The sequence below is a fragment of the Cellulomonas sp. P22 genome (assembly GCF_044392165.1).
The window spans coordinates 49,334-68,427 of the sequence record NZ_JBISBW010000020.1 but is presented as its reverse complement, the minus strand read 5'-3'; the positions used below and the strand labels follow the sequence as shown (position 1 = coordinate 68,427).

The following is a 19,094-nucleotide window of genomic DNA, read 5'->3' as shown; positions in this document are numbered from 1 at the left end:
GGGCCGGGCACGGTGCGCGCGCCTACGCTCGGGACGTGTGAGGCCATTCCTGCTGCTGGCGTCGAGGGGGGAGCAGACCGCGGCCGACGACGAGTACGCCGCGTTCCTGAGGTTCGGTGGCCTGACCCCGGACCGTCTGCACCGTGTCCGCATGGAGGCCGGGCCGCTGCCCCCGATCGACCTCGACCGCTACGCGGGCGTGCTCGTGGGCGGCAGCCCGTTCAGCTCGTCGGACCCGGAGCAGGCCAAGCCCCCCGTGCAGCGCCGCGTCGAGGCCGAGCTGCGCCCTTTGCTCGACGAGATCGTGGCGCGCGACACCCCGTTCCTGGGGGCCTGCTACGGCGTGGGGACGCTCGGCGTGCACCAGGGTGCGGTCATCGACGCACGGTTCGCCGAACCCGTGGGTCCCGTGCCCGTCACCCTGACCGACGAGGGCGTGGCCGACCCTCTCCTGGCCGGGCTGCCGCGCACCTTCGAGGCGTTCGTGGGGCACAAGGAGGCCTGCTCGGTGCTGCCGCCCGGCGCGACCCTGCTCGCCTCGTCACCGACGTGCCCCGTGCAGATGTTCCGGGTCCGCCGGCACCTGTACGCGACGCAGTTCCACCCCGAGCTCGACGTGGCGGGCATCCTCACGCGCATCGAGGTCTACCGCCACGCCGGGTACTTCGCCCCGCACGAGGCCGACCGGGTCGCGGCCGGGGTGCGGGCCGCCGACGTGCCGTGGCCGCACCTCGTGCTGCGCAACTTCGTCCGCCTGTTCGGCTGACGGTGCGACCCAGCGTCGCGGGGTCGCACCGTCCGTGCGGCGGTGCGTGCTCATCCGTGCGGAAGGGACCCGTGCGGGTCCGACGCCGTGCCGGACGCCGGGTCGGGGCGCGGCTCGGGGCCCACGGGGCTCACCCCCAGCTCGTGCAGCAGCGAGAGGAACGCTCGCGCGTACGGCTGACCGCGGACCTCACGCTCGAGCCGCGACCAGTCGACCTGCTCGCGCAGCGCCCGGGCGATGGGCAGCAGCCGCGTGTAGTCGCAGAAGTGCTCGCCGAGCACCCGCAGCTTGGCGGAGAGCACGTCGGTCGTGTCGAGCACCGGCATCCGCACCGCGAGCACCTCGAGCACGTCGCTGCGCGCGATCATCTCGTGCGTCACGGGCTCGCCGACCATGCGGAACAGGACGTCCACGAGCGCACCGTGGTGGTACGCCTTGAACAGCCAGTCCTCCGCCGGTTCGACCACGTCGAGGCCGGCTCCCGCGACGGCCGCCATGGCCGCGCGCACGTCGACCTCGGCGACCACGAAGTCGGCGTCGTGGCTCGGTTCAGGTGCGCCCCGGGCCCAGGCCGCGTACCCGCCCACGAGCGCGAACGGGATGCCCGCCCGACTCAGCGCGACGGCCGTCCGGCGCAGCCCGTCCTGCAGGTCCGCTCGACCGTCACCAGGGTCGGCGCGCGGGCCCACCGCAGGCTCGCTGCCGGGGTCGCTGCCCTCCATGAGCCCGTGTGTACACGACGCCGCGCGCAGCCGCAGCCCGGACGGGAGAATCGAGCCGATGCGCCTCGCGACCTTCAACATCCTGCACGGACGGGCCCTGACCGACGGCCGGGTGGACCTCGACCGCTTCGGTGCGGCCGTGCGCGCGCTCGACGCCGACGTGCTCGCGCTCCAAGAGGTCGACCGCGACCAGCCCCGGTCGCACGGGGCCGACCTGACCGAGGTCGCGGCCGAGGCGATGGGGGCCGACGCGCACCGTTTCGTCGCGACGATGCACGGCGAACCGGGGATGTGGTCGGCAGCGACGGGCGACCGGCAGCCCGCGACCGCGAGCTACGGCATCGCGCTGCTCAGCCGCTTCCCGGTCCGGTCGTGGCGGGCGGTGTCGTTGCCGTCGCTGCGTCCGCCCGCGCTCGTGCGGTTCAGCGGCACCTGGCGTGCGGGGCTGGTGCGGGACGAGGCCCGCGCCGCGCTCGCCGCTGTCGTCGAGACCCCCGACGGGCCGCTCACCGTCGTCGCGACCCACCTGACGTTCATCCCCGGCTGGAACGTGGTCCAGCTGCGCCGGCTGGTGCGGGGGCTGCGCAGCCTGCCGCGTCCGCTCGTGCTCATGGGCGACCTCAACATCGAGCTGCGTCGGGCCGCGCTGCTCTCGGGCCTGCGACCGCTCGCCCGAGGTGCCACGTTCCCGCTCGAGGCACCGCGCCACCAGCTCGACCACATCCTGGCCGACGGTGCGATCACGGCCCGCTCGGACGCCGCGTCGCTCGACCTCGGGCTCTCCGACCACCGCGCGCTCGTGGTCGACGTGAGTCTCAGTCGAGCGTCTCGACCGTGAACCAGACCGTCTTGCCGCCCTCGTCGAGCCGCTCGACCCCCCAGGCCGAGGACAGCGCCTCGACGAGCGCCATGCCGCGACCGCTCGGCGCGGTGGGCTCGGGGTGCTGCACCCGAGGACGCGCGGCGCTCTCGTCGGTCACCTCGACGCGGACCTCGTCCTGGTAGATGCGCACGTGCACCCGGACCTCGCCGTCGGAGGGTCCGTGCAGCACGGCGTTGGCCACGAGCTCGCCCGCGAGCAGCTCGACCACCTGGTTGGAGGCGCCGTGCACGCCTGCGGCCGCGACGGCCCGCATGATCCAGTGCCGTGCCGCGCGCGGTGCCGATCGTTCGGCGCGCAGCACCAGCTCGCCGGTCTCGGCCAGCGCCTCCCGGCGCCGCACGCTGCCGGCGCTTCGCAGCTCTCGGACGTTGCCCACCGGTCCACTGTGCCCGACGTGAGGACGCTTCGCCGCACGAACCGGGGGGTCGATCTGTACCCGTGTCCAACTTGCCGTACTTGCGACCGCGGGGTAATGCCCGGGTCGTCCGACCTGCCCGGGGACGTCCCCCGGGCGTCGCGCCGGACGCGCGTCAGCCGCCCCCGGGCCCTAGCCTGACGGGATCCGGGCGGGGCCGGGAGACGAGCTCTCGGCACCCGACCGGCACTCACGGGCAGGGGGGTGCGAGCCGGTGCCAGGGACGCGCGCGACCCCCGATCCGTTGAGCTACCGGAGCCCGCGCGGCCGCTGGGTGCTGCTTGCGACCGTGCTCGGGTCGGCGCTCGCGTTCGTCGACGCGACCATCGTCACGATCGCGCTGCCGCGCATCGGCACCGAGCTCGGCGCGGGCACCGCGGACCTGCAGTGGACAGTCAACGGGTACGCCCTGACGCTCGCCGCGTTCCTGCTGCTGGGCGGTTCGCTCGGTGACCGGCTCGGGCGCCGACGGGTGTTCGTCGTGGGGGTGGTGTGGTTCGCCGCGGCGTCGCTGCTGTGCGCGCTCGCCCCGACCGTGGGCACGCTGATCGGCGCGCGAATCCTGCAGGGCGTGGGCGGCGCGCTGCTCACGCCGGGCTCGCTCGCGATCCTCCAGTCGTCGTTCGCGGAGGCCGACCGGGGCCGGGCGATCGGCGCCTGGTCGGGTCTGGGCGGCATCGCAGGGGCCGCCGCTCCGTTCCTCGGGGGGTGGATCCTCGAGGTCGCGAGCTGGCGGTGGATCTTCCTGGTCAACCTCCCGCTCGCCGCCGTCGTCGTCGTGGTCGCGCTGCGGCACGTCCCCGAGACGTCCGACCCGGACGCGACCCCCCACCTGGACGTGGGCGGGACCGTGCTCGGCGCGGTGGGTCTCGCGGGCCTGACCGCGGGGTTCACCGCGTGGCCCGACCTGGGCCCGGGCGACGTGCGCGTGTGGGGCACGCTCACCCTGGGGGTGCTCGCACTCGTCGCGTTCGTGCTGGTCGAGGCCCGCTCGGCGCACCCGCTGCTGCCCGTGCACCTGTTCGGCTGGCGCCCGTTCAGCGCGACAAACGCCGCCACCTTCGTCATCTACGCGGCCCTCGCCGGGGTCTTCTTCTTCCTCGTCGTGACCCTGCAGGTCGTCTCCGGGTACTCGCCGCTCGCGGCGGGCCTGGCACCCCTGCCCGTCACGCTCCTGATGCTGCTGCTCTCCCCGCGCGCGGGAGCGATGGGCACCCGCATCGGCCCGCGGCTGCCCATGAGCCTTGGCCCGCTGGGCTGCGCGGCGGGGGTTCTGTGGCTCGCACGCATCGGGCCCGACGCGCCTTACGCGACGGCCGTGCTGCCCGGCGTGATCGTGCTCGGGCTGGGGCTCTCGCTGACCGTCGCGCCGCTCACCTCGACGGCGCTCGGCGCTGCCCCCGACCACCTCGCCGGGGTCGCGAGCGGGGTCAACAACGCCGTGGCGCGCATCGCGAGCCTGCTGGCCGTGGCCGTGCTGCCGCTGGTCGCGGGGGTCGGGGCCAGCCTCAACGACGCGGCAACGCTCGCCCCCGCGAACCGCACCGCGATGCTCGTGTGCGCCGGGCTCATGGTCGCGGGCGGGGTGGTCTCGCTCGTCGGGGTGCCCTCGTCGGTCGCCGCGGTGCGCCCTCCCGACGGCCGCACGTCGGTGGCATGAGACACCATGGGTGCGTGCCCGACTACCTCGCCCTGATCACCGTCCACGACGTGCCCGACGAGGACGTGCGCGCGGGCATGTCCGACGCGCTGGGCGCGACCGGCGACGACCGCACCCACGACCCGCTGCCCCCGACCGGCGGGCGCGTGACGTTCGAGGTGCCCGGCGAGGCCCCCGACCTCGCGACCGCGATCGACACCGCGCACCGGCACGCGGCGGAGCTGCTCGACGGCTTCGTGTGGGAGGTCGAGGTGGACCCGCGCTGACCGTGCAGCCGTGCGCGGTCCGGCTCAGTGCGCCGGGTGCCCCGGCTCGGGTGCCGGGCGCCACACGCGCGACTCGGACGGCATGAGCACCCACAGGATCGGGTAGACCAGCAGCTGGCTGCCCGGCACCACCATGAGCAGCAGCACGAAGAGCAGCCGCGCGGCCCACGGCCCGATGCCGAAGCGCCGGCCGAGGCCCGCGCACACGCCGGCGACCACCCGGCCGTGCACGGGCCGGATGAGGCCTTCGCGGCCGAGGGTCTGGTGGAGGTCGTTCATGTGCCCGCTCTCGTCTCCGGTGCCGTGAGGATCCGCCGGCCTGGTCGTCGTGCACCGTGACGACCCGACCGTTCCAGCGTGCCGCGCCGTGCACCCCGTCCGCATCGGGGACGTCCCCCGGCAGACCCTGAGCGGGCCCTGAGCCGGCAGCGCGTCCGCACCGGGGAGTCCCCCCGACCCCCGGTGCGGACGTGCAACCGGCTCAGGACACCGGGGTCACGTCCTGGCGGTAGACGGTCCCGGGATCGGCCCGGAGCCGGGGCACGAGCTGGGCGACGACCGTCGGTGCGCGCGTCGTCCACGAGGACCCGCACGCGGTGTCTGCCTCGTTCATGTCCCACCCCCCGACAGCGTGCCCCCGCCGCCTGTCGTGGGCCCCGCGGCCACCCGCACGCCGCCCCAGACCCGATGCTGCGAATCTAGACCGGGTGGACATAGGCCGCGATTCGACGCCCCTCCCCCAACCCCAACCCCGCGAGATAGAGCGTGCGCGCCGAGATAGAGCCCTCCCCCGCTCTATCTCGGCGCGCAGGCACTACCTCGGCGAACGGGTGGGTGAGGGGGTTGCGTGGACCGGGGTCCAGCGGGGCCCGGCGCGGCGGGTCAGGGTGGGGCGGGCCGTGACGGCGAGACGCTCGACGGTTGCGACGACGTGCTGCGCGACGGCGAACGCCCGGTCGTCGTCGGCCACCGTGAACCGGACCGTGATCCTGGCCTCGCCGCTGACCACGCCGATGTCGGAGGCCTCGACGGTCGCCAGGGTGCGGGCCGCCGCGGCGGCGGAGGGCAGCACGTCGGCGGGCTCGGCGCCGGGACGCAGCAGGCCGACGCCCATGGCGACGCGGTAGGACGGCACGCGGGCGTCAGGCGGCGACGACGCGCACGCCGCCGGCCACGAGCTCGAGGTGGACGGCGCCGAGGTCCGCGACGACCAGGTCGGCGTCGAGCTCGTCCGCGGGGTGCGTCGTGGCGAGGCCCAGCGTCGTGGCGCCCGCCCGACGTCCCGCCAGGAGGCCCGCCGGCGCGTCCTCGACGACCAGGCAGCGTGCGGGGTCGACGCCCAGCAGCTGCGCGCCACGCACGAAGGGCTCAGGGTCGGGCTTGCCGCGAGCGACGTCGTCCCGGGTCACGACGACCACCGGGCGACGCACCCCGCCCGCACCGAGGCGAGCCTCGGCGAGCGCGGTGCCGCACGACGTGACGACGGCGCACAGCCCCGCGGGCACCAGCAGGTCGAGCGCGGCCCGGACCCCGGGCAGCAGCACGACGCCCTCGGTGTCGGCGACCTCGAGCTCGGCGATCCGCTCGAGCGCGAGCGCACGGGTGCGTGCGTCGCGGTCGGCGAGGAGCACGTCCAGGGTGTCGGCAGCGGGCATGCCGTGGAACGCGAAGCCGTCGCTGACGAGCGCGGGGATGTCGAGCTCGCGCCCGAGCTGCCGCCAGGACCGCTCGACCGCGGCGGTCGACGACACGAGCGTGCCGTCCATGTCGAACAGCACCGCCTCGAACACCCGCCCCTCGAGCAGCACCCGTCCACCGGCCCCCACACCCGACCCCACCACCGCACCCGTCACCCCCTCACGATCCCACGCCCCACCCCGGTACCCGCCGAGGTAGAGCGTTCGCGTCGAGGGAGAGCCCCGGGCCGCTCCAGCTCGACGCGAACGCTCTACCTCAGCGATCTGGGGGGTGGGCCTTAGGGGTGGGGGTGGCGAATCGGGGTGGGCTCGGGGCGGGTGACGGATGTGGGGGGTGGGGGCTTAGGGCGAGCGTGGGAGCAGGCAGAGAGCCTGGGGCGCGAGGGAAGGACAGGGCGATGAGCGACATGTGGGGGCAGGGCGAGGCTTTCGAGGCGGAGATCGCCTACCGGCGCGAGCGGCTGTACAACGACACCGTGGGGTCGGGACCGCGTCGGCCGGCGGCACGTCACGGCAGGGACCCGCGCGTGCGGGTGCGGCTGTGGCGCGTGCTGCGAGGTGCGGCGGTACGTGGGTGACCGCTGACAAGATCGGGGGCATGAGCCGCACAGCGACACCGACGCCGTTCGTGGCCCGCGCGGAGCAGGTCGAGCAGATCGTCGCCGCGCTCGGGCGTGCGGCGCAGGGCCGCCCCGGCATGGTGCTCGTGGGCGCCGACGCCGGGGTCGGCAAGACCCGGCTGCTGCAGCGCGCGGGCGAGCTCGCCGCGCAGGCCGGCGCGACCGTCGTCACCGTGCACTGCGTCGACCTGGGCGAGATAGGCCTGCCGTACCTGCCGTTCGCCGAGGCGCTCGCCCAGCTGCGCGTCGACGCCGCCGACACGGTCGAGCACGCGCTCGAGTCCCGGCCCGCGCTCGGACGGCTGCTGCCCACCGGGAACCACGAGCTGCCCGACGCCGAGGACCAGACCAGCCGGCTCCAGCTCTTCGACGGGTTGTCCGCGGTGCTCGCCGCCGCCGGACGGCCCGGGGCGCCGCTGCTGCTGCTCGTCGAGGACCTGCACTGGGCCGATGCGTCGAGCCGGGACGTGCTGCGGTTCCTGCTGGCCCGCATGCGCGCCGAGCACGTGCTCGTGGTCGCGAGCTACCGCACCGACGACCTGCACCGCCGCCACCCGCTGCGCCCCATGCTCGCCGAGATGACGCGCCACCCGCGGGTCGAGCGGATCGACCTGGCGCCGTTCACCGCCGACGAGCTCCGCGAGTTCACGACCGCGCTGCTGGGCCGGGCGCTGCCCGAGGCCAGCCTGCTGCGGGTCAGCGAACGCTCCGAGGGCAACGCGTACTTCGCCGAGGAGCTGCTCGAGGCCGGCGCCGCGGAGGCGCACCTCCCGCTGACCCTGCGCGAGGTGCTGCGGGCGCGGCTCGAGCAGCTCGACCCGGCGGTGCAGCGTCTCGCCCAGGTCGCGTCGGTCGCGGGCCGACGGGTCGGCGAGCCGCTGCTGCGTGCTGTCGCGCTCGACGTGGCCGGCCAGGACCCCGGCGCCGCGGACGCGTTCGACACCGCGCTGCGTGAGGCTGTGGCCCATCACGTGCTGCACGGCGAGGACGGTCGCATCGCGTTCCGGCACGCGCTGCTCGCCGAGGCGGTGTACGCCGATGTGCTGCCCGGTGACGTGGTCGCCCTGCACCGCAGCTACCTGCGGGCGTTGGCCGCCGACCCCCGTCTCGGGCCGCCGTCGCGCGTCGCGGTGCACGCGCTGCGGGCTCACGACCTGCCGACGGCGCTGCGCGCCTCGCACGCGGCCGCCCGCGACGCGGCCCAGGTGCTCGCCCCCGCCGAGGAGCTGCGCCAGCTCGAGACCGTCCTCGAGCTGTGGGACGCCGTGCCCGACGCACCCGAGCTGCTGGGCGAGGACCGCGTCGACGTCACGATGGCCGCGGCGGGCGCGGCCAGCCGCGCGGGCGAGCTCGAGCGGGCGATCGCCCTGACCCGGCTCGCGGTCGACGCCTCGGCCGACGGCGACCCGACCCGGCGCGCCCAGGTCCGCACCATGCTCGCCCGCCACCTGCTCTCCGCGGAGCACCTCGAGGAGGCCTACGACGAGTCGACGCGGGTCCTCGCAGACCTGGGCACCGACGCCCCGCCCGACGCGCTGCCGTGGGCCCTCGCGACGCATGCGCGCGCCGCATCCAACCTCGACCGTGACGAGGAGGCGCTGCGCAGCGCCGACGCCGCCGTGGCCAGGGCCCGCGAGGTCGGCGACGCCGCCGCGGAGGCCGACGCCCTCGCGACCCAGGCCGTGCTCGTGGTCGACGACCCGGAGCACGCGGCCGAGCTGCTCGCCCAGGCCGTCGAGCGCGCCCGCGAGGCCGGTGACCTGGGGACCGAGCTGCGTTCGAGGTACAACCTGACGACCACCCACTACTACGCGGGGCGCCTGACCGAGGCGTTCGACGACGCGACCCGCGCGATCGGGCTGGCCCGGGACAGGGGGCTGTCGCTGAGCCCCTACGGCTCCGACGTGTGGATCTTCTCCGAGATCATCCGCTACGCCCTCGGCGACCTCACACCCGCACCCGTCGACCACCCGCCCACCGGTGGCGCCTCGACGTCGCTCATCACGGCGATCGGGCTGTACTCGGCGGTCGCCCGCGGCGACGCGGACGTGATCGACAGGGGCCGGGCGCTGCGCACCGAGTGGGACCGCGACGGTCAGCTCGCCCTGATCGCAGGCAGCTGCACGATCGAGGCCCTCACCTGGGCGGACCGGCTCGACGAGGCCCTCGAGCTCGCGGTCGAGCTGCTCGACCACCTGGGACGGACCTGGGACGACTGGTTCCTGGGCGGCATCCGGCTGGCGGCGCTGGCCCTGGCCGCGCTCGCCGACGGCGCCGCGCACGATCGGCTGGTCGGTCGCGAACCCCAGGGGCGGATGGCCGCCGGGGAGCCGCTCCTCGCGCGTGCCGTGGCGACCGCCGAGCGGGGGCGCCCGCGTGGTGGCCAGCTGGGCCCCGAGGGCCGGGCGTGGTTGGCCCGCGCGCACGCCGAGCACTCGCGGCTCACCGGGGTCAACGACCCCGCGCTCTGGCGGGCGGCGACCGGTGCGTTCGCCTACGGCCACCGCTACGACGGCGCCCGCACCCGGGCCCGGTGGGCCGAGTCGCTGCTCGAGGCGGGTGACCGCGACGGCGCACTGACCGAGGCGACGACGGCCCTGCTCGACGCACGCGACATGGGCGCTGTGCCGCTCACCGAGTGGGTCGAGGCGCTGGGCCGTCGCGGACGGCTCGACCTGCCCGGGGTGCGGGCGGCTGCGACCGACGTGCTCACCGCGCGCGAGGCCGAGGTGCTCGCCCTCGTCGCGCAGGGGCTGACGAACCGGCAGATCGGCGAGCGGCTGTACATCAGCGGCAAGACCGTGAGCGTGCACGTGTCGAACCTGCTCGCCAAGCTCGGGGCGTCGGGGCGGGCCGAGGCCGTGACGGTCGCGCACCGGCGTGGGCTGATCGGGGTGGGCTGATCGACGCGGGCTGATCGGCGTGGCTGACCGGCGCAGGCGGGAACATCTCGGGCAGCACGGCCGTTCTGCTCGGATGGCTACCGTCGTGACGTCCGCCGATCCAGCCCTTCCCACCGTCCTCGCGGAGGCCTCCCCTGCCGCCCTCGGCTTCGATCCGACCGCCGACGCGTCGGCCGAGCTCGACAGGCAGGTGCAGGCGTACGTCGAGCTCGGGCTGCCCGCGCTGCTCGGCCTCGACGTCGACGGGCTGCGGGCCGCCGCGGAGCCGTTGCGGCCGATCGTCGCCGACCTGCCGCTCGCCCCTGCGGACGCCGGCCCGGACCACGTGCCGTTCGTCGTGGTGCTGCATCCCGGGGCGTACGCCCCGGGGTTCGACGTCGACGACGCCGTGCCGGCGATGCGCCGGCGGGCCCGGCGCGGGGTGAGCGTGATCGGGCACGCGGAGCTCAGCACGTACCGGCCCATCGAGGGCGTCACGGTGCCCGACGGCACCGCCTACCTGCTGCTCGACGTCGACACGGGTTCGGAGCTGTGCAACGTACGCCCCGAGGACGCGCTGGTCACCGTGCAGGGCCGCGGCCGCACGCCGCTGACGATCGCCGAGGGGGTCGCGCTGACCACGGTGCGGCCCGACATGCTGCGCCCGAACAGGTGCTACTCGCTGATGGGTTCGCGCGCCTCGAACCAGCGGGTGCCCGCGGTGTGGATCAGCGAGCGCCGGGCGAAGCTGGGCTGGTGCTGGGACCGCAACCCCCACACGTGGCTCGGTGCCGCGTCGGCCGCCGGGCGTGCGGGGGCCTGACGTCTCCCTGTGAGCGCCTCGCAGCCGCGCGAGTTACGCTCCGCTCGTCCGGTCCATCGCCTGCCCGTCCACCGCGCAGGTGGTGCGGCCCGCACGAGAGGAGACCGCCATCGCTCGTTCCATAGTGTTCGTCCACGGTCTGCGGACGTCTTCCACGATCTGGGACCGCCAGGTGGCCGCGATGACGCGCTCGGGCCACCGCACCCTCGCCGTCGACCTGCCCGGCCATGGCTCCCGCACCGCTGAGCGGTTCACGCTCGAGGGTGCGCTCGAGACGGTCGACGACGCCGTCGCCTCGTGCGACGAGCCGCCGCTGCTGGTGGGGCTGTCGCTCGGGGGCTACACGTCGCTCGCGTACGCGGCCGAGCACCAGGACCGCCTGGGCGGGGTCGTCCTCGCGGGCTGCTCGACCGAGCTCCGCGGCAAGCCGATCGCGACGTACCGCCGGCTGTCGAACCACGTGAGCCGCACCTTCGGGGTCGGCGGCGCGAACTGGCACGTGGTCAGCGACATGCTCGGTTCGCTCAAGGGCTACTCGTCGCTCGGGTACCTGCGAGGGCTGCAGCTGCCCGTGTGGTTCGTCAACGGCATGCGGGACCCGCTGCGCCTCGACGAGCGGCGCTACCTCGAGGCCGTGCCGGGGGCCCGGCTGACGGTCGTGCCCGGTGCCGGGCACGACGTGAACAGCCACGCGCCGATAGCGTTCAACCGCATCCTGCTCGACGCCGCGCACCGCTGGCGGGCCGAGCGTGCCCCGTGGCCCCTCCGGGCTCCCGGGCTGCTCGCCACGGCCTGACCCCCCCGGGTCACGGCCCGCTGCGCACGGGAACCGTCCCCGCCTGCGGACGACGCGTGCGCGCGGGACCTTCTGCTCTGGTCCGGCACGGGACCGCGCGGAGACGCTCGGGGCATGGCCGACGACACGCTCCCCGCCCCCGTCCGCCGCTGGCTCGACGCCGCGTGGGCCGGCTGTCGTGACCGGCCCACCACGCTCGTGCTCGGGGGTCGCGCCCGGATGTGGCGCCCGCGCATGCCGACGATGCGGCTCGACACCCGGATCAGCGCCCGGCTGGGCCGCGACCGGGTGTCCGAGTTCGCTGTGCGCTGCGGGCCCCTGACGCTGCTGCGCGGGCTCGACGCGACGGTCGACGGCCGGAGCGCCTCACGCGTAGGACGGCAGGTCTCCGTGGGTCCCGAGGTCGACCAGGGCTCGCTGCTGTCGCTGTGGGGCGAGGCGGCCGTCTACCCCTCAGCGTGGCCGCACCTGCCCGGGCTGCGCTGGGAGCACCTCGACGGGTGGGGCGCGTGGCTGCGGCTGCCGCTGCCCACGGGCGAGGAGACGGCGCTGGTGACGTTCGACCCGCAGACGGGGTTCCCCGCCCGCTTCGAGGTCGACCGGTTCAAGGGGGCCGGCGGGCCGCGCACCCCGTGGTCGGGCGAGTACCGCGACTGGCGCACTGTCGCCGGCGTACCCGTCGCGCACCGGCTCGTGGTGCAGTGGGGCGACGAGGCGCGGCCCTGGTTCGACCTCACCGTCACGGACGTGCAGGTCGACGCGCCCGTGCAGGCGGCCCTGGCCCGCGGGCGCGCCCTGCTCGCGGGCACCCATGCGCCGGGCGGCGACGGCGCGCTGGCCTGACCGCTCGGCCGGTCCGCGCTCGGCCGTCCGGGGTCAGCTGGGCTCGGGGTCAGCTGGGCTCGGGCTCAGCTCGGTCCGCGCTCAGATCGTCCCGCCGGGGGCGACGTGCCCGTCGGGCGTGCGCAGGGTCGTGTCGGGCCCGGGGAAGACGAGCGTGCGCTCCCCCGTGTCCTCCCACTCGACGACGAACGGCGGGGTGCCGTCGTCGTGCCGCAGCTCGACCACGAGCCCTGCGCGGACGTGCCCCCCGACCACCCCCGAGCTGTTCACGATGTGGTCTCCCACGGTTGCCTTCATCGCGTTCCCCCTGTGCCGGTCATCTGCCGTCGTCTGCCGTCGTCTGCGGTCCACCCGGTGCACCTCCATCATGCGCGCGCCTCCGGGGCTCGCGCTCGACGGGGCGGCCCGCGGCGCGGTCGCACGACGCGGGGCCGCCGATCCCTCCACAAGCGCGCCGGGCGGCCGACCGGAAGGGTGACACCGTCCTCCCCGGGGAGCCCGTCATGCCGCTGCACCCTCTCCGCCGTCCGCTCGTCGTTCCCGCCGTCCTGGTGGTCGCGGCCCTGACCGTGGGCGTCGGCCCCGCGGCGCAGGCACCGACGGTGCGCGTCACGTCCGGTGGCACCGCCGGGACGGCGTCGACCGCGTCGCAGCTGCTCACGCCCGAGCACGGGATGCTGGTGGGGGCGTTCGTGCAGCCGCGCGACGGCCAGGGCTCGGAGGCGGCGGTCGCGACGTTCGAGCAGGCGACGGGGCGCAAGCTCGACCTGCAGCGCTGGTACGCCCGGTGGGACGAGCCGATGCCGCCGGCCCCGGTGGTCGCGACCCTGCGCCGCGGCCGCACGCCGGTCCTGTCGATCGAGCCGAGACGGCTCGACGGCAGCAAGGTCTCGTGGGCGTCGATCGCGTCGGGAGCGCACGACGCCGAGATCAGGGCGCAGGCCGCGGGGGTCGCGAGCCTCGTCGAGCCGGTGTTCCTGGTGCTGCACCACGAGCCCGACCAGGCGGCCGGGTACGGCACGCCCGCGGAGTTCCGGGCGGCGTGGCGGCACTACGTCGAGGTGGTGCGTGACGCCGGGGTCACGAACGTCGCGTGGACGTGGGTCGTGACGCCGGGCAGCTTCGGGTCGGCACCGTCGACCGCGGGGGCCGACGCGTTCTACCCGGGCGACGACGTGGTCGACTGGATCGCCCTCGATCCGTACAACTGGTACGGCTGCGCCCCGTCGAAGCCGCCGACGTGGCGGTCGCTCGCGGAGGTCGCGGGGCCGTTCCGCCGCTGGGCCCAGGGCCACGACAAGCCGCTGATGCTCGCGGAATGGGGCACGGTCGAGGACCCGGCCGATGCCGGTCGCAAGGCCCGGTGGTACACCGAGGCCCTCGAGACGCTCGCGACGTGGCCCGAGGTCAAGGCGGTGTCGATCTTCCACCAGCTCGGGACGTGCGCGTGGTGGGTCGACTCGTCGACCGCGTCGCTCGCGGGCTACGCGCGAGCCGTCTCGGCGGGCGTGACGCACGGGAGGGCGTCCGCGTGGCTCGTGCCGTCGACCACGCACGGCTCGGCGCCGCTCGCGGTCACGTTCGACGCCTCGGGCAGCACGGGGGCGGGCTCGCCCAGCGGCTCCGGGGTCGTGACGTGGGAGCTGGATCCGGGCGACGGGTCGCCCACCGCCCGTGGGGTCGGCACCCCGCCTGCGGCGCTCGGGCACACCTACGGCGCGGGCGGGTTCGCGGCGCGCCTGACGGTCACCGACGCGACGGGCGCGACGAGCACCGACACCGTCGCTGTCACCTCGGCCCCGGCGCCGACGGTCGCCCTGGCCGAGGGCGCGGTCGACACGACGGGGGCCGAGCTGCGCGCGTGGGTGGACCCGCGGGGCCACGCGGCCACCGTGCACCTGACGTGGGCGCCGACCGACCCGGGGACGACCGACACGGCGACGACCGACGCGGCGACGACCCAGCCCGGCGCCGGCCAGGGCGACGGCACCGGGGCCGGCGACAGCGGCGGCACCGGCGAGGTGTGGCTGACCGTCCCGGCCGTCACCTACGCCCGCGCCCTGTCGCACCGGGTCGACGACCTGCTCCCGGGCACGTCGTACACCTGGACGGTGACCGCCTCGAGCGACGCGGGGTCCACGACCCTGAGCCGCACGTTCCGCACGGCCGGGCCGCCCACCACGTCCTCGACCTGGTCGGAGGACCGCACCTCGACCTCGGTCACGCTGCGCGCCCTCGTGCACCCGAACCGGCTGCCCACGCAGGTGTGGTTCGAGTGGGGGCCGGCGGGCGAGGTGCCGGCACAGACGTCGCCCACGCTGCTCGACGCGACGTTCGAGAAGTCGGCCACGGTCACGTTGAGCCGTCTGCTGCCGGCGACGACCTACACGTTCCGGGTCGTGGCGCAGAACACGATGGGTCTGACACGCGGGCCGCTGCGGACCGTCACCACGTCGCGACAGCCGTCATGACCTGGGGAGAGGGGTGTCCGGGGGCACCCCGAAGGTGGCATGCGGCGCCCGACGGCGGCCGAACAGGGCGTCCACGGAGCGTTCCGCGACGGTCCACTTCCCGACGGCAGTCGTCCGCGGGGGCGTTCATGGTGGAAGATCAGGGGGATGCCCTACCGACCAGCCGGGAAACCGCGCCCCCTCGCGAACAGTCCCTTCAACGCCGCCCGTGAGGCGGCACTCGCTGCGATCGTGCCGTTGCCTGTCGGCACGCGCGTCTCGCACGAGCGACACGGCCTCGGCCGGGTCGTCGCGCTCGACGGCGATGCGGCAGTCATCGTCGACTTCGGCAACGGCGAACGTCGCCGCGTCGCGCTCAACAGCCCCAAGATCGAACGCCTCTGACCCTGCGGGGTCAGAGGCGTCCTGGTGTGCCGGGCATTCGGCGCCAGAGCGCTGGCTGTGGGGTCGGTGTCGCACCGCCCCCACGCCGATCGGTCAGCCGACGGGCATCCACACGCGCATGGTCGACGGTCCCCGGTTGGCCCACGCGTGGTACGGCACGAGCGGTGTGAGCCGCGATGCGCCGGCATGCGGCCGCGGCGCGTCACCATACGGCCACACGCCGTCCTCGGGCTCGTACGTCGCGACGGGCACGAGCACAGCTCCGTCACGCTCGACGGGCGCCGCGTCGGTGCGCACCACGACGGTGTTGACGCCCGCCCCGAGGTCGGTGGACTCGAGCGCCATGACGACGGGTCCGCGCTCGACGGCCACCGCGCCGCGCAGCGCGTCGACCCGCGGGTCGGCGGTGGTCCAGCGAGCCACCACCGGCAGGTCGAGCTCGACCACGTCACCCGCGGCGAAGGCCCCCGTGACGGCCGCGTAGCCCGGTTCGGCCTCCCGGCGCTCGCCGTCGACCGTGAGCACGGCGCCGGTCGCCCAGTCGGGCACCCGCAGCCGCAGCGTCCACGGCACGGTCGCGTCCTCGAGCACGGTGACGCGCACGCGCCCGTCGGCCGGGTACGCCGTCTCGACGCGTACGGCCACCTCACGGCCGTCGTCGAGCCGGGTGCGGATCTCGGCCGGTGCGTACTGGTGCAGCTGCAGGCCGTCGGCGTCGGCGGTGGCGAGGTAGCTGCCGAGAGAGGCGAACGTGCGGGCCACGTTGGTGGGGCAGCACGAGACCTCGAACCAGGGCGCGCGCAGGCTCGAGGACGCCCGCGGGCTCGCCTGCGTCACGTCCGGCACGCTGCCGGGTACCCGCTGGTGCAGGGTGTTGGTGTAGAAGAACGCCCGGCCGTCCTGCGCGGGTGAGGCCGCGACGACGTTGAAGAGCGTGCGTTCGACCGCGTCGGCGTGCACAGCGTCGCCCGTGGCCAGCAGCAGCCGGTGGTTGACCATGATCGAGGCCACGCCGGCGCACGTCTCGGAGTACGCCCGGTCGGACGGCAGCTCGTGGTCGTGCCCGAACGACTCGCCCTCGTGGTGCGCGCCCATGCCGCCCGTCAGGTAGGTGCGCCGGGCGAGCGTCGTCAGCGTCTGGCGGCGCACCGCCTCGAGCAGCTCGGCGTCGCGCTGCTCGACCGCGATGTCCACGGCCCCCGCGGCCAGGTACAGCGCCCGCACCGAGTGCCCGGCCATAACCGTGGTCTCCCGCACCGGGACGTCGTCCTGGAAGTAGCTGCGACCGAACTCGATGTCACCGAGGCGGCCGTGCCCCCGGCGCTCCACGAACAGGGCCGCCTGGTCCAGGTACCGCTGCTCGCCCGTGTACCGGCCGAGCTCGGCGAGAGCCACCTCGATCTCGGGGTGCCCGCACACGTTGTCGATGCCGTCCGGGCCGAAGGTCTCGCACACGTGGTCGGCCACGCGGATCGCGATGTCGACCAGCAGGTCGCGTCCCGTCGTGCGTCCGCGGGCCACCCCCGCCTGGATGAGGTGCCCGTAGCAGTACAGCTCGTGGCCCCACTGCAGGTCGGAGTAGCGCGCGCCCTGGCCGGGACGGCCGTAGTGGGTGTGCAGGTAGCCGTCGGGCTCCTGCACGCGGGCGATGCGCTCGACGAGCGCCCGCAGCCGGGCGTCCATCGCTGCGTCTCCCGTGCGGCCGATCTCCCACGCCATGGCCTCGATGAGCTTGTACACGTCGGAGTCGGCGAACTCCCGGCCGCGGCGGTCCTGGGGCAGGCGCCCCTCGACGGCGGCGTCGAAGTTGCCGGTCCAGCCCATGCGCTCGACCCACGCCTCGCAGTGCTCGATGATCGCCGTCGCGTTGAGCCGCTGGCGCTCGCCCCAGAAGCCGCCGTCGATGCGCACCTCGCCGAGGCCGAGCGGGCGCAGCGCGCCGTTCGACGGGGCGACGGGCAGACCCCGGTCGGGCCGGTCGGCGATCTCGGGGGCGAGGCCGGGGGCGAGCGAGGGCAGGGCGGAGCGAGCCGAGAGAGGCATGGGTGATCCAGCTTCCGGGTGGTGGGCGAACGAGAGCGAGCGGGTGGACGGGCGCGGGAGGCGCCGCGCGACTACTTGACGGCGCCGACGGTCAGACCGTCGCGCAGCTGCTTGTAGGTGCTCATGAACACGATGAGGATCGGCACCGAGGTGATGACGGCCAGCGCCATCAGGCCGGGCCAGTCGATGCCGAACGCGGAGACCTGCTGCGCGAGCAGCGCGCTGAGCGGGTACCTGCCCGGCGTGAGGAAGAAGTTCACCGAGTAGAGGAACTCGCCCCACGAGAGCAAGAAGACGAGCGTGCCGGTCGTCGCGACGCCGTTGCGGGCGATGGGCAGCACGATCGACAGGAACGTGCGCGGGATCGAGGCGCCGTCGATCGAGGCGGCCTCCTCGAGCGCCATCGGCACCCCACGGAAGAACGGTCGCAGCAGCAGCACAGCAAACGGGATGAGCAGGGCGGTGTCGCCGAGGATGACAGCGAAGGTCCTGTCGAGCAGGCCCCACGAGCTGAACACCTGGAACATCGGGATGACCGAGGCCGTCTGCGGCACCATCTGCAGCACGATCAGCAGACCCAGGGCGATGGTGGTGAACCAGCCGCCGAGCCGGGCCAGGCCGTACGCCGCGGGGATCGCGACGAGGAGCACGAGCGCGGTGGTGCTGGTCGCGATGATGACGGACTGCTTCATCGCGAGGAACAGGTCACCGTCGAACGCGTTGACGTAGGCCGCTGTCGTCGGGCGGAAGAACCAGGTGCTCTGGGTCGAGAAGACGTCGGCGGACGTCTTGAAGGAGGTGAGCACGATCCACAGGAGCGGCACCCCGTACATGAGGGTCAGCAGCGCGCGGACGGCGATGTTGACCGGGCCGGCCTTCTTGTTCACGACTCCGACTCCTCTCGGCGGATGCTGCGGGCGTAGATGACGGCCATGACGAGCACGAGCAGCACGGTCACGACCGAGGTCGCGGCGCCGAGGCCGAAGTCGTAGCGGACGAAGGCCTGGATGTATCCGAGGAACGGCAGCGTGTTGGTCGCCGTCCCGGGCCCGCCGTAGGTCATGACGTAGATGAAGTCGAAGCTGCGGAACGCGTAGACGACGGTCAGCACGGTGAGGACGAGGAGCGTGGGCCGGGCGGCCGGCATCATGATGTGCCGGATCTCCTGCCACGGCCGGGCCCCGTCGAGCTGCGCGGCCTCGAAGACCTCGGTCGGGATGGTGAGGATCGCGGCGCGGAACACCAGGGCGTTGAACGGGATCACGGCCCAGGAGTTCACGAAGGCGACCGACATCAGCGCCCAGCTCTGGTCGTACAGGAACGGGACGGTGTCCAGCCCCAGGCCGGTGATGACCGTGTTGAACAGGCCCGCGTCACCGAGCAGGAACTTCCAGACGCTGCCGTTGACGACCGGCGGCAGGGCCCAGACGAACACCATCAGGGCCAGCAGCACGGTGGACCACCTGCCGGTGCCCCGCAGCGCGATCGCGGCCGCCAGACCCCCGACGAGGCCCAGGACGGTGACCACGACCACGAAGATCGCGGTCCGCCAGAGTGCCGAGGGCATGTCGCCCTCGAGGCCCTTGCGGAGGTTCTCGAGCCCGGTGAACACCCACTCGGAGTTCAGCGTGATCGAGGTGACCTTGCTGACGCTCATGCGCACGAGCTGCAGCAAGGGGTAGAACGAGAAGACGGCGAGGAACACCACCGCGGGGGCGATGAAGTACAGCCGGTTGCGCCCCCGGTTCTTGTCGCGCCTGAGCGCTGGTGCCGACGGCACCTTCCTGGTCGGTCGATCGTCCATGGTCAGTGCCATCGGTACC

General features: G+C 74.5%; 21 protein-coding genes. 11 read left to right on the top strand and 10 right to left on the bottom strand.

The window, feature by feature from the left end:
* Positions 1-37: 37 nt before the first annotated feature.
* Positions 38-766 (top strand): glutamine amidotransferase, encoded by a 729-nt coding sequence (locus ACGIF2_RS16765; protein WP_396048223.1) that lies wholly within the window; start codon positions 38-40, stop codon positions 764-766.
* A 50-nt stretch (positions 767-816) separates the two neighbouring features.
* Here the strand turns inward: ACGIF2_RS16765 and ACGIF2_RS16760 are convergent, their stop codons facing one another.
* A complete protein-coding gene (locus ACGIF2_RS16760) occupies positions 817-1,488 on the bottom strand; it encodes a hypothetical protein (protein ID WP_396048221.1) in 672 nt (223 codons plus the stop codon).
* A gap of 58 nt (positions 1,489-1,546) precedes the next feature.
* Between ACGIF2_RS16760 and ACGIF2_RS16755 the strand changes: the two genes are divergently transcribed.
* A complete protein-coding gene (locus tag ACGIF2_RS16755) occupies positions 1,547-2,326 on the top strand; it encodes an endonuclease/exonuclease/phosphatase family protein (protein ID WP_396048220.1) in 780 nt (259 codons plus the stop codon).
* Here the strand turns inward: ACGIF2_RS16755 and ACGIF2_RS16750 are convergent.
* A complete protein-coding gene (locus ACGIF2_RS16750; RefSeq protein WP_396048218.1) occupies positions 2,304-2,747 on the bottom strand; it encodes an ATP-binding protein in 444 nt (147 codons plus the stop codon). The genes ACGIF2_RS16755 and ACGIF2_RS16750 overlap by 23 nt on opposite strands.
* Positions 2,748-3,030: 283 nt before the next feature.
* Here ACGIF2_RS16750 and ACGIF2_RS16745 point away from each other — a divergent pair, with 283 nt between their 5' ends.
* Both ACGIF2_RS16745 and ACGIF2_RS16740 read left to right on the top strand, forming a co-directional pair.
* On the top strand, positions 3,031-4,446 hold the full coding sequence (locus tag ACGIF2_RS16745; RefSeq protein ID WP_396048216.1) for a DHA2 family efflux MFS transporter permease subunit: 1,416 nt from the start codon (positions 3,031-3,033) through the stop codon (positions 4,444-4,446).
* A gap of 14 nt (positions 4,447-4,460) precedes the next feature.
* Positions 4,461-4,712 carry a hypothetical protein gene (locus ACGIF2_RS16740; RefSeq protein WP_396048214.1) on the top strand — a complete coding sequence of 84 codons (252 nt, stop codon included), beginning with the start codon at positions 4,461-4,463 and terminating at the stop codon, positions 4,710-4,712.
* Between the two features lie 24 nt (positions 4,713-4,736).
* On the opposite strand, the gene ACGIF2_RS16735 is transcribed toward ACGIF2_RS16740, so the two are convergent.
* The 4 genes from ACGIF2_RS16735 to ACGIF2_RS16720 form a co-directional block, all read right to left on the bottom strand.
* Entirely contained in the window at positions 4,737-4,991 is a 255-nt protein-coding gene (locus ACGIF2_RS16735; RefSeq protein ID WP_396048212.1) for a PspC domain-containing protein, read from the bottom strand.
* 202 nt (positions 4,992-5,193) lie between these two features.
* Entirely contained in the window at positions 5,194-5,325 is a 132-nt protein-coding gene (locus ACGIF2_RS16730; RefSeq protein WP_396048210.1) for a hypothetical protein, read from the bottom strand.
* Between the two features lie 201 nt (positions 5,326-5,526).
* Positions 5,527-5,826: a hypothetical protein gene (locus ACGIF2_RS16725; RefSeq protein WP_396048208.1), complete on the bottom strand. Its 300-nt coding sequence runs from the start codon at positions 5,824-5,826 to the stop codon at positions 5,527-5,529.
* Positions 5,827-5,854: 28 nt separating this feature from the next.
* Positions 5,855-6,565, bottom strand: coding sequence for an HAD-IA family hydrolase (locus ACGIF2_RS16720; RefSeq protein ID WP_396048206.1), 711 nt, complete (start codon positions 6,563-6,565; stop codon positions 5,855-5,857).
* A 242-nt stretch (positions 6,566-6,807) separates the two neighbouring features.
* On the opposite strand from ACGIF2_RS16720, the gene ACGIF2_RS16715 reads away from it, so the two are divergent.
* The 5 genes from ACGIF2_RS16715 to ACGIF2_RS16695 all read left to right on the top strand — a co-directional run bounded on the left by ACGIF2_RS16715 (position 6,808) and on the right by ACGIF2_RS16695 (position 12,373).
* Positions 6,808-6,987: a hypothetical protein gene (locus tag ACGIF2_RS16715; RefSeq protein ID WP_396048204.1), complete on the top strand. Its 180-nt coding sequence runs from the start codon at positions 6,808-6,810 to the stop codon at positions 6,985-6,987.
* 20 nt (positions 6,988-7,007) lie between these two features.
* Entirely contained in the window at positions 7,008-9,932 is a 2,925-nt protein-coding gene (locus ACGIF2_RS16710) for an AAA family ATPase (protein WP_396048202.1), read from the top strand.
* A 73-nt stretch (positions 9,933-10,005) separates the two neighbouring features.
* Positions 10,006-10,734: a DUF5701 family protein gene (locus ACGIF2_RS16705; protein WP_396048200.1), complete on the top strand. Its 729-nt coding sequence runs from the start codon at positions 10,006-10,008 to the stop codon at positions 10,732-10,734.
* A gap of 79 nt (positions 10,735-10,813) precedes the next feature.
* Complete coding sequence (locus ACGIF2_RS16700) at positions 10,814-11,530, top strand: alpha/beta fold hydrolase (RefSeq protein WP_396048198.1); 717 nt, start codon at positions 10,814-10,816, stop codon at positions 11,528-11,530.
* A 114-nt stretch (positions 11,531-11,644) separates the two neighbouring features.
* Positions 11,645-12,373 carry a DUF6544 family protein gene (locus tag ACGIF2_RS16695; RefSeq protein ID WP_396048196.1) on the top strand — a complete coding sequence of 243 codons (729 nt, stop codon included), beginning with the start codon at positions 11,645-11,647 and terminating at the stop codon, positions 12,371-12,373.
* A gap of 81 nt (positions 12,374-12,454) precedes the next feature.
* Here the strand turns inward: ACGIF2_RS16695 and ACGIF2_RS16690 are convergent, their stop codons facing one another.
* A complete protein-coding gene (locus ACGIF2_RS16690; RefSeq protein WP_396048194.1) occupies positions 12,455-12,658 on the bottom strand; it encodes a DUF1918 domain-containing protein in 204 nt (67 codons plus the stop codon).
* A gap of 218 nt (positions 12,659-12,876) precedes the next feature.
* Here ACGIF2_RS16690 and ACGIF2_RS16685 point away from each other — a divergent pair, with 218 nt between their 5' ends.
* On the top strand, positions 12,877-14,844 hold the full coding sequence (locus ACGIF2_RS16685; protein WP_396048192.1) for a hypothetical protein: 1,968 nt from the start codon (positions 12,877-12,879) through the stop codon (positions 14,842-14,844).
* A gap of 147 nt (positions 14,845-14,991) precedes the next feature.
* Positions 14,992-15,228, top strand: a complete 237-nt coding sequence (locus ACGIF2_RS16680) for a hypothetical protein (protein ID WP_396048190.1) — start codon at positions 14,992-14,994, stop codon at positions 15,226-15,228.
* A 93-nt stretch (positions 15,229-15,321) separates the two neighbouring features.
* On the opposite strand, the gene ACGIF2_RS16675 is transcribed toward ACGIF2_RS16680, so the two are convergent.
* The 3 genes from ACGIF2_RS16675 to ACGIF2_RS16665 all read right to left on the bottom strand — a co-directional run bounded on the left by ACGIF2_RS16675 (position 15,322) and on the right by ACGIF2_RS16665 (position 19,075).
* The gene (locus ACGIF2_RS16675) at positions 15,322-17,271 is read right to left on the bottom strand and encodes a glycoside hydrolase family 127 protein (protein ID WP_396048188.1); all 1,950 of its coding nucleotides are present in this window, start codon (positions 17,269-17,271) and stop codon (positions 15,322-15,324) included.
* Between the two features lie 71 nt (positions 17,272-17,342).
* Positions 17,343-18,158 carry a carbohydrate ABC transporter permease gene (locus ACGIF2_RS16670; RefSeq protein ID WP_396048186.1) on the bottom strand — a complete coding sequence of 272 codons (816 nt, stop codon included), beginning with the start codon at positions 18,156-18,158 and terminating at the stop codon, positions 17,343-17,345.
* The gene (locus ACGIF2_RS16665) at positions 18,155-19,075 is read right to left on the bottom strand and encodes a carbohydrate ABC transporter permease (RefSeq protein ID WP_396048184.1); all 921 of its coding nucleotides are present in this window, start codon (positions 19,073-19,075) and stop codon (positions 18,155-18,157) included. Before ACGIF2_RS16665 ends, ACGIF2_RS16670 begins: the two co-directional genes overlap by 4 nt.
* Positions 19,076-19,094: the final 19 nt, after the last annotated feature.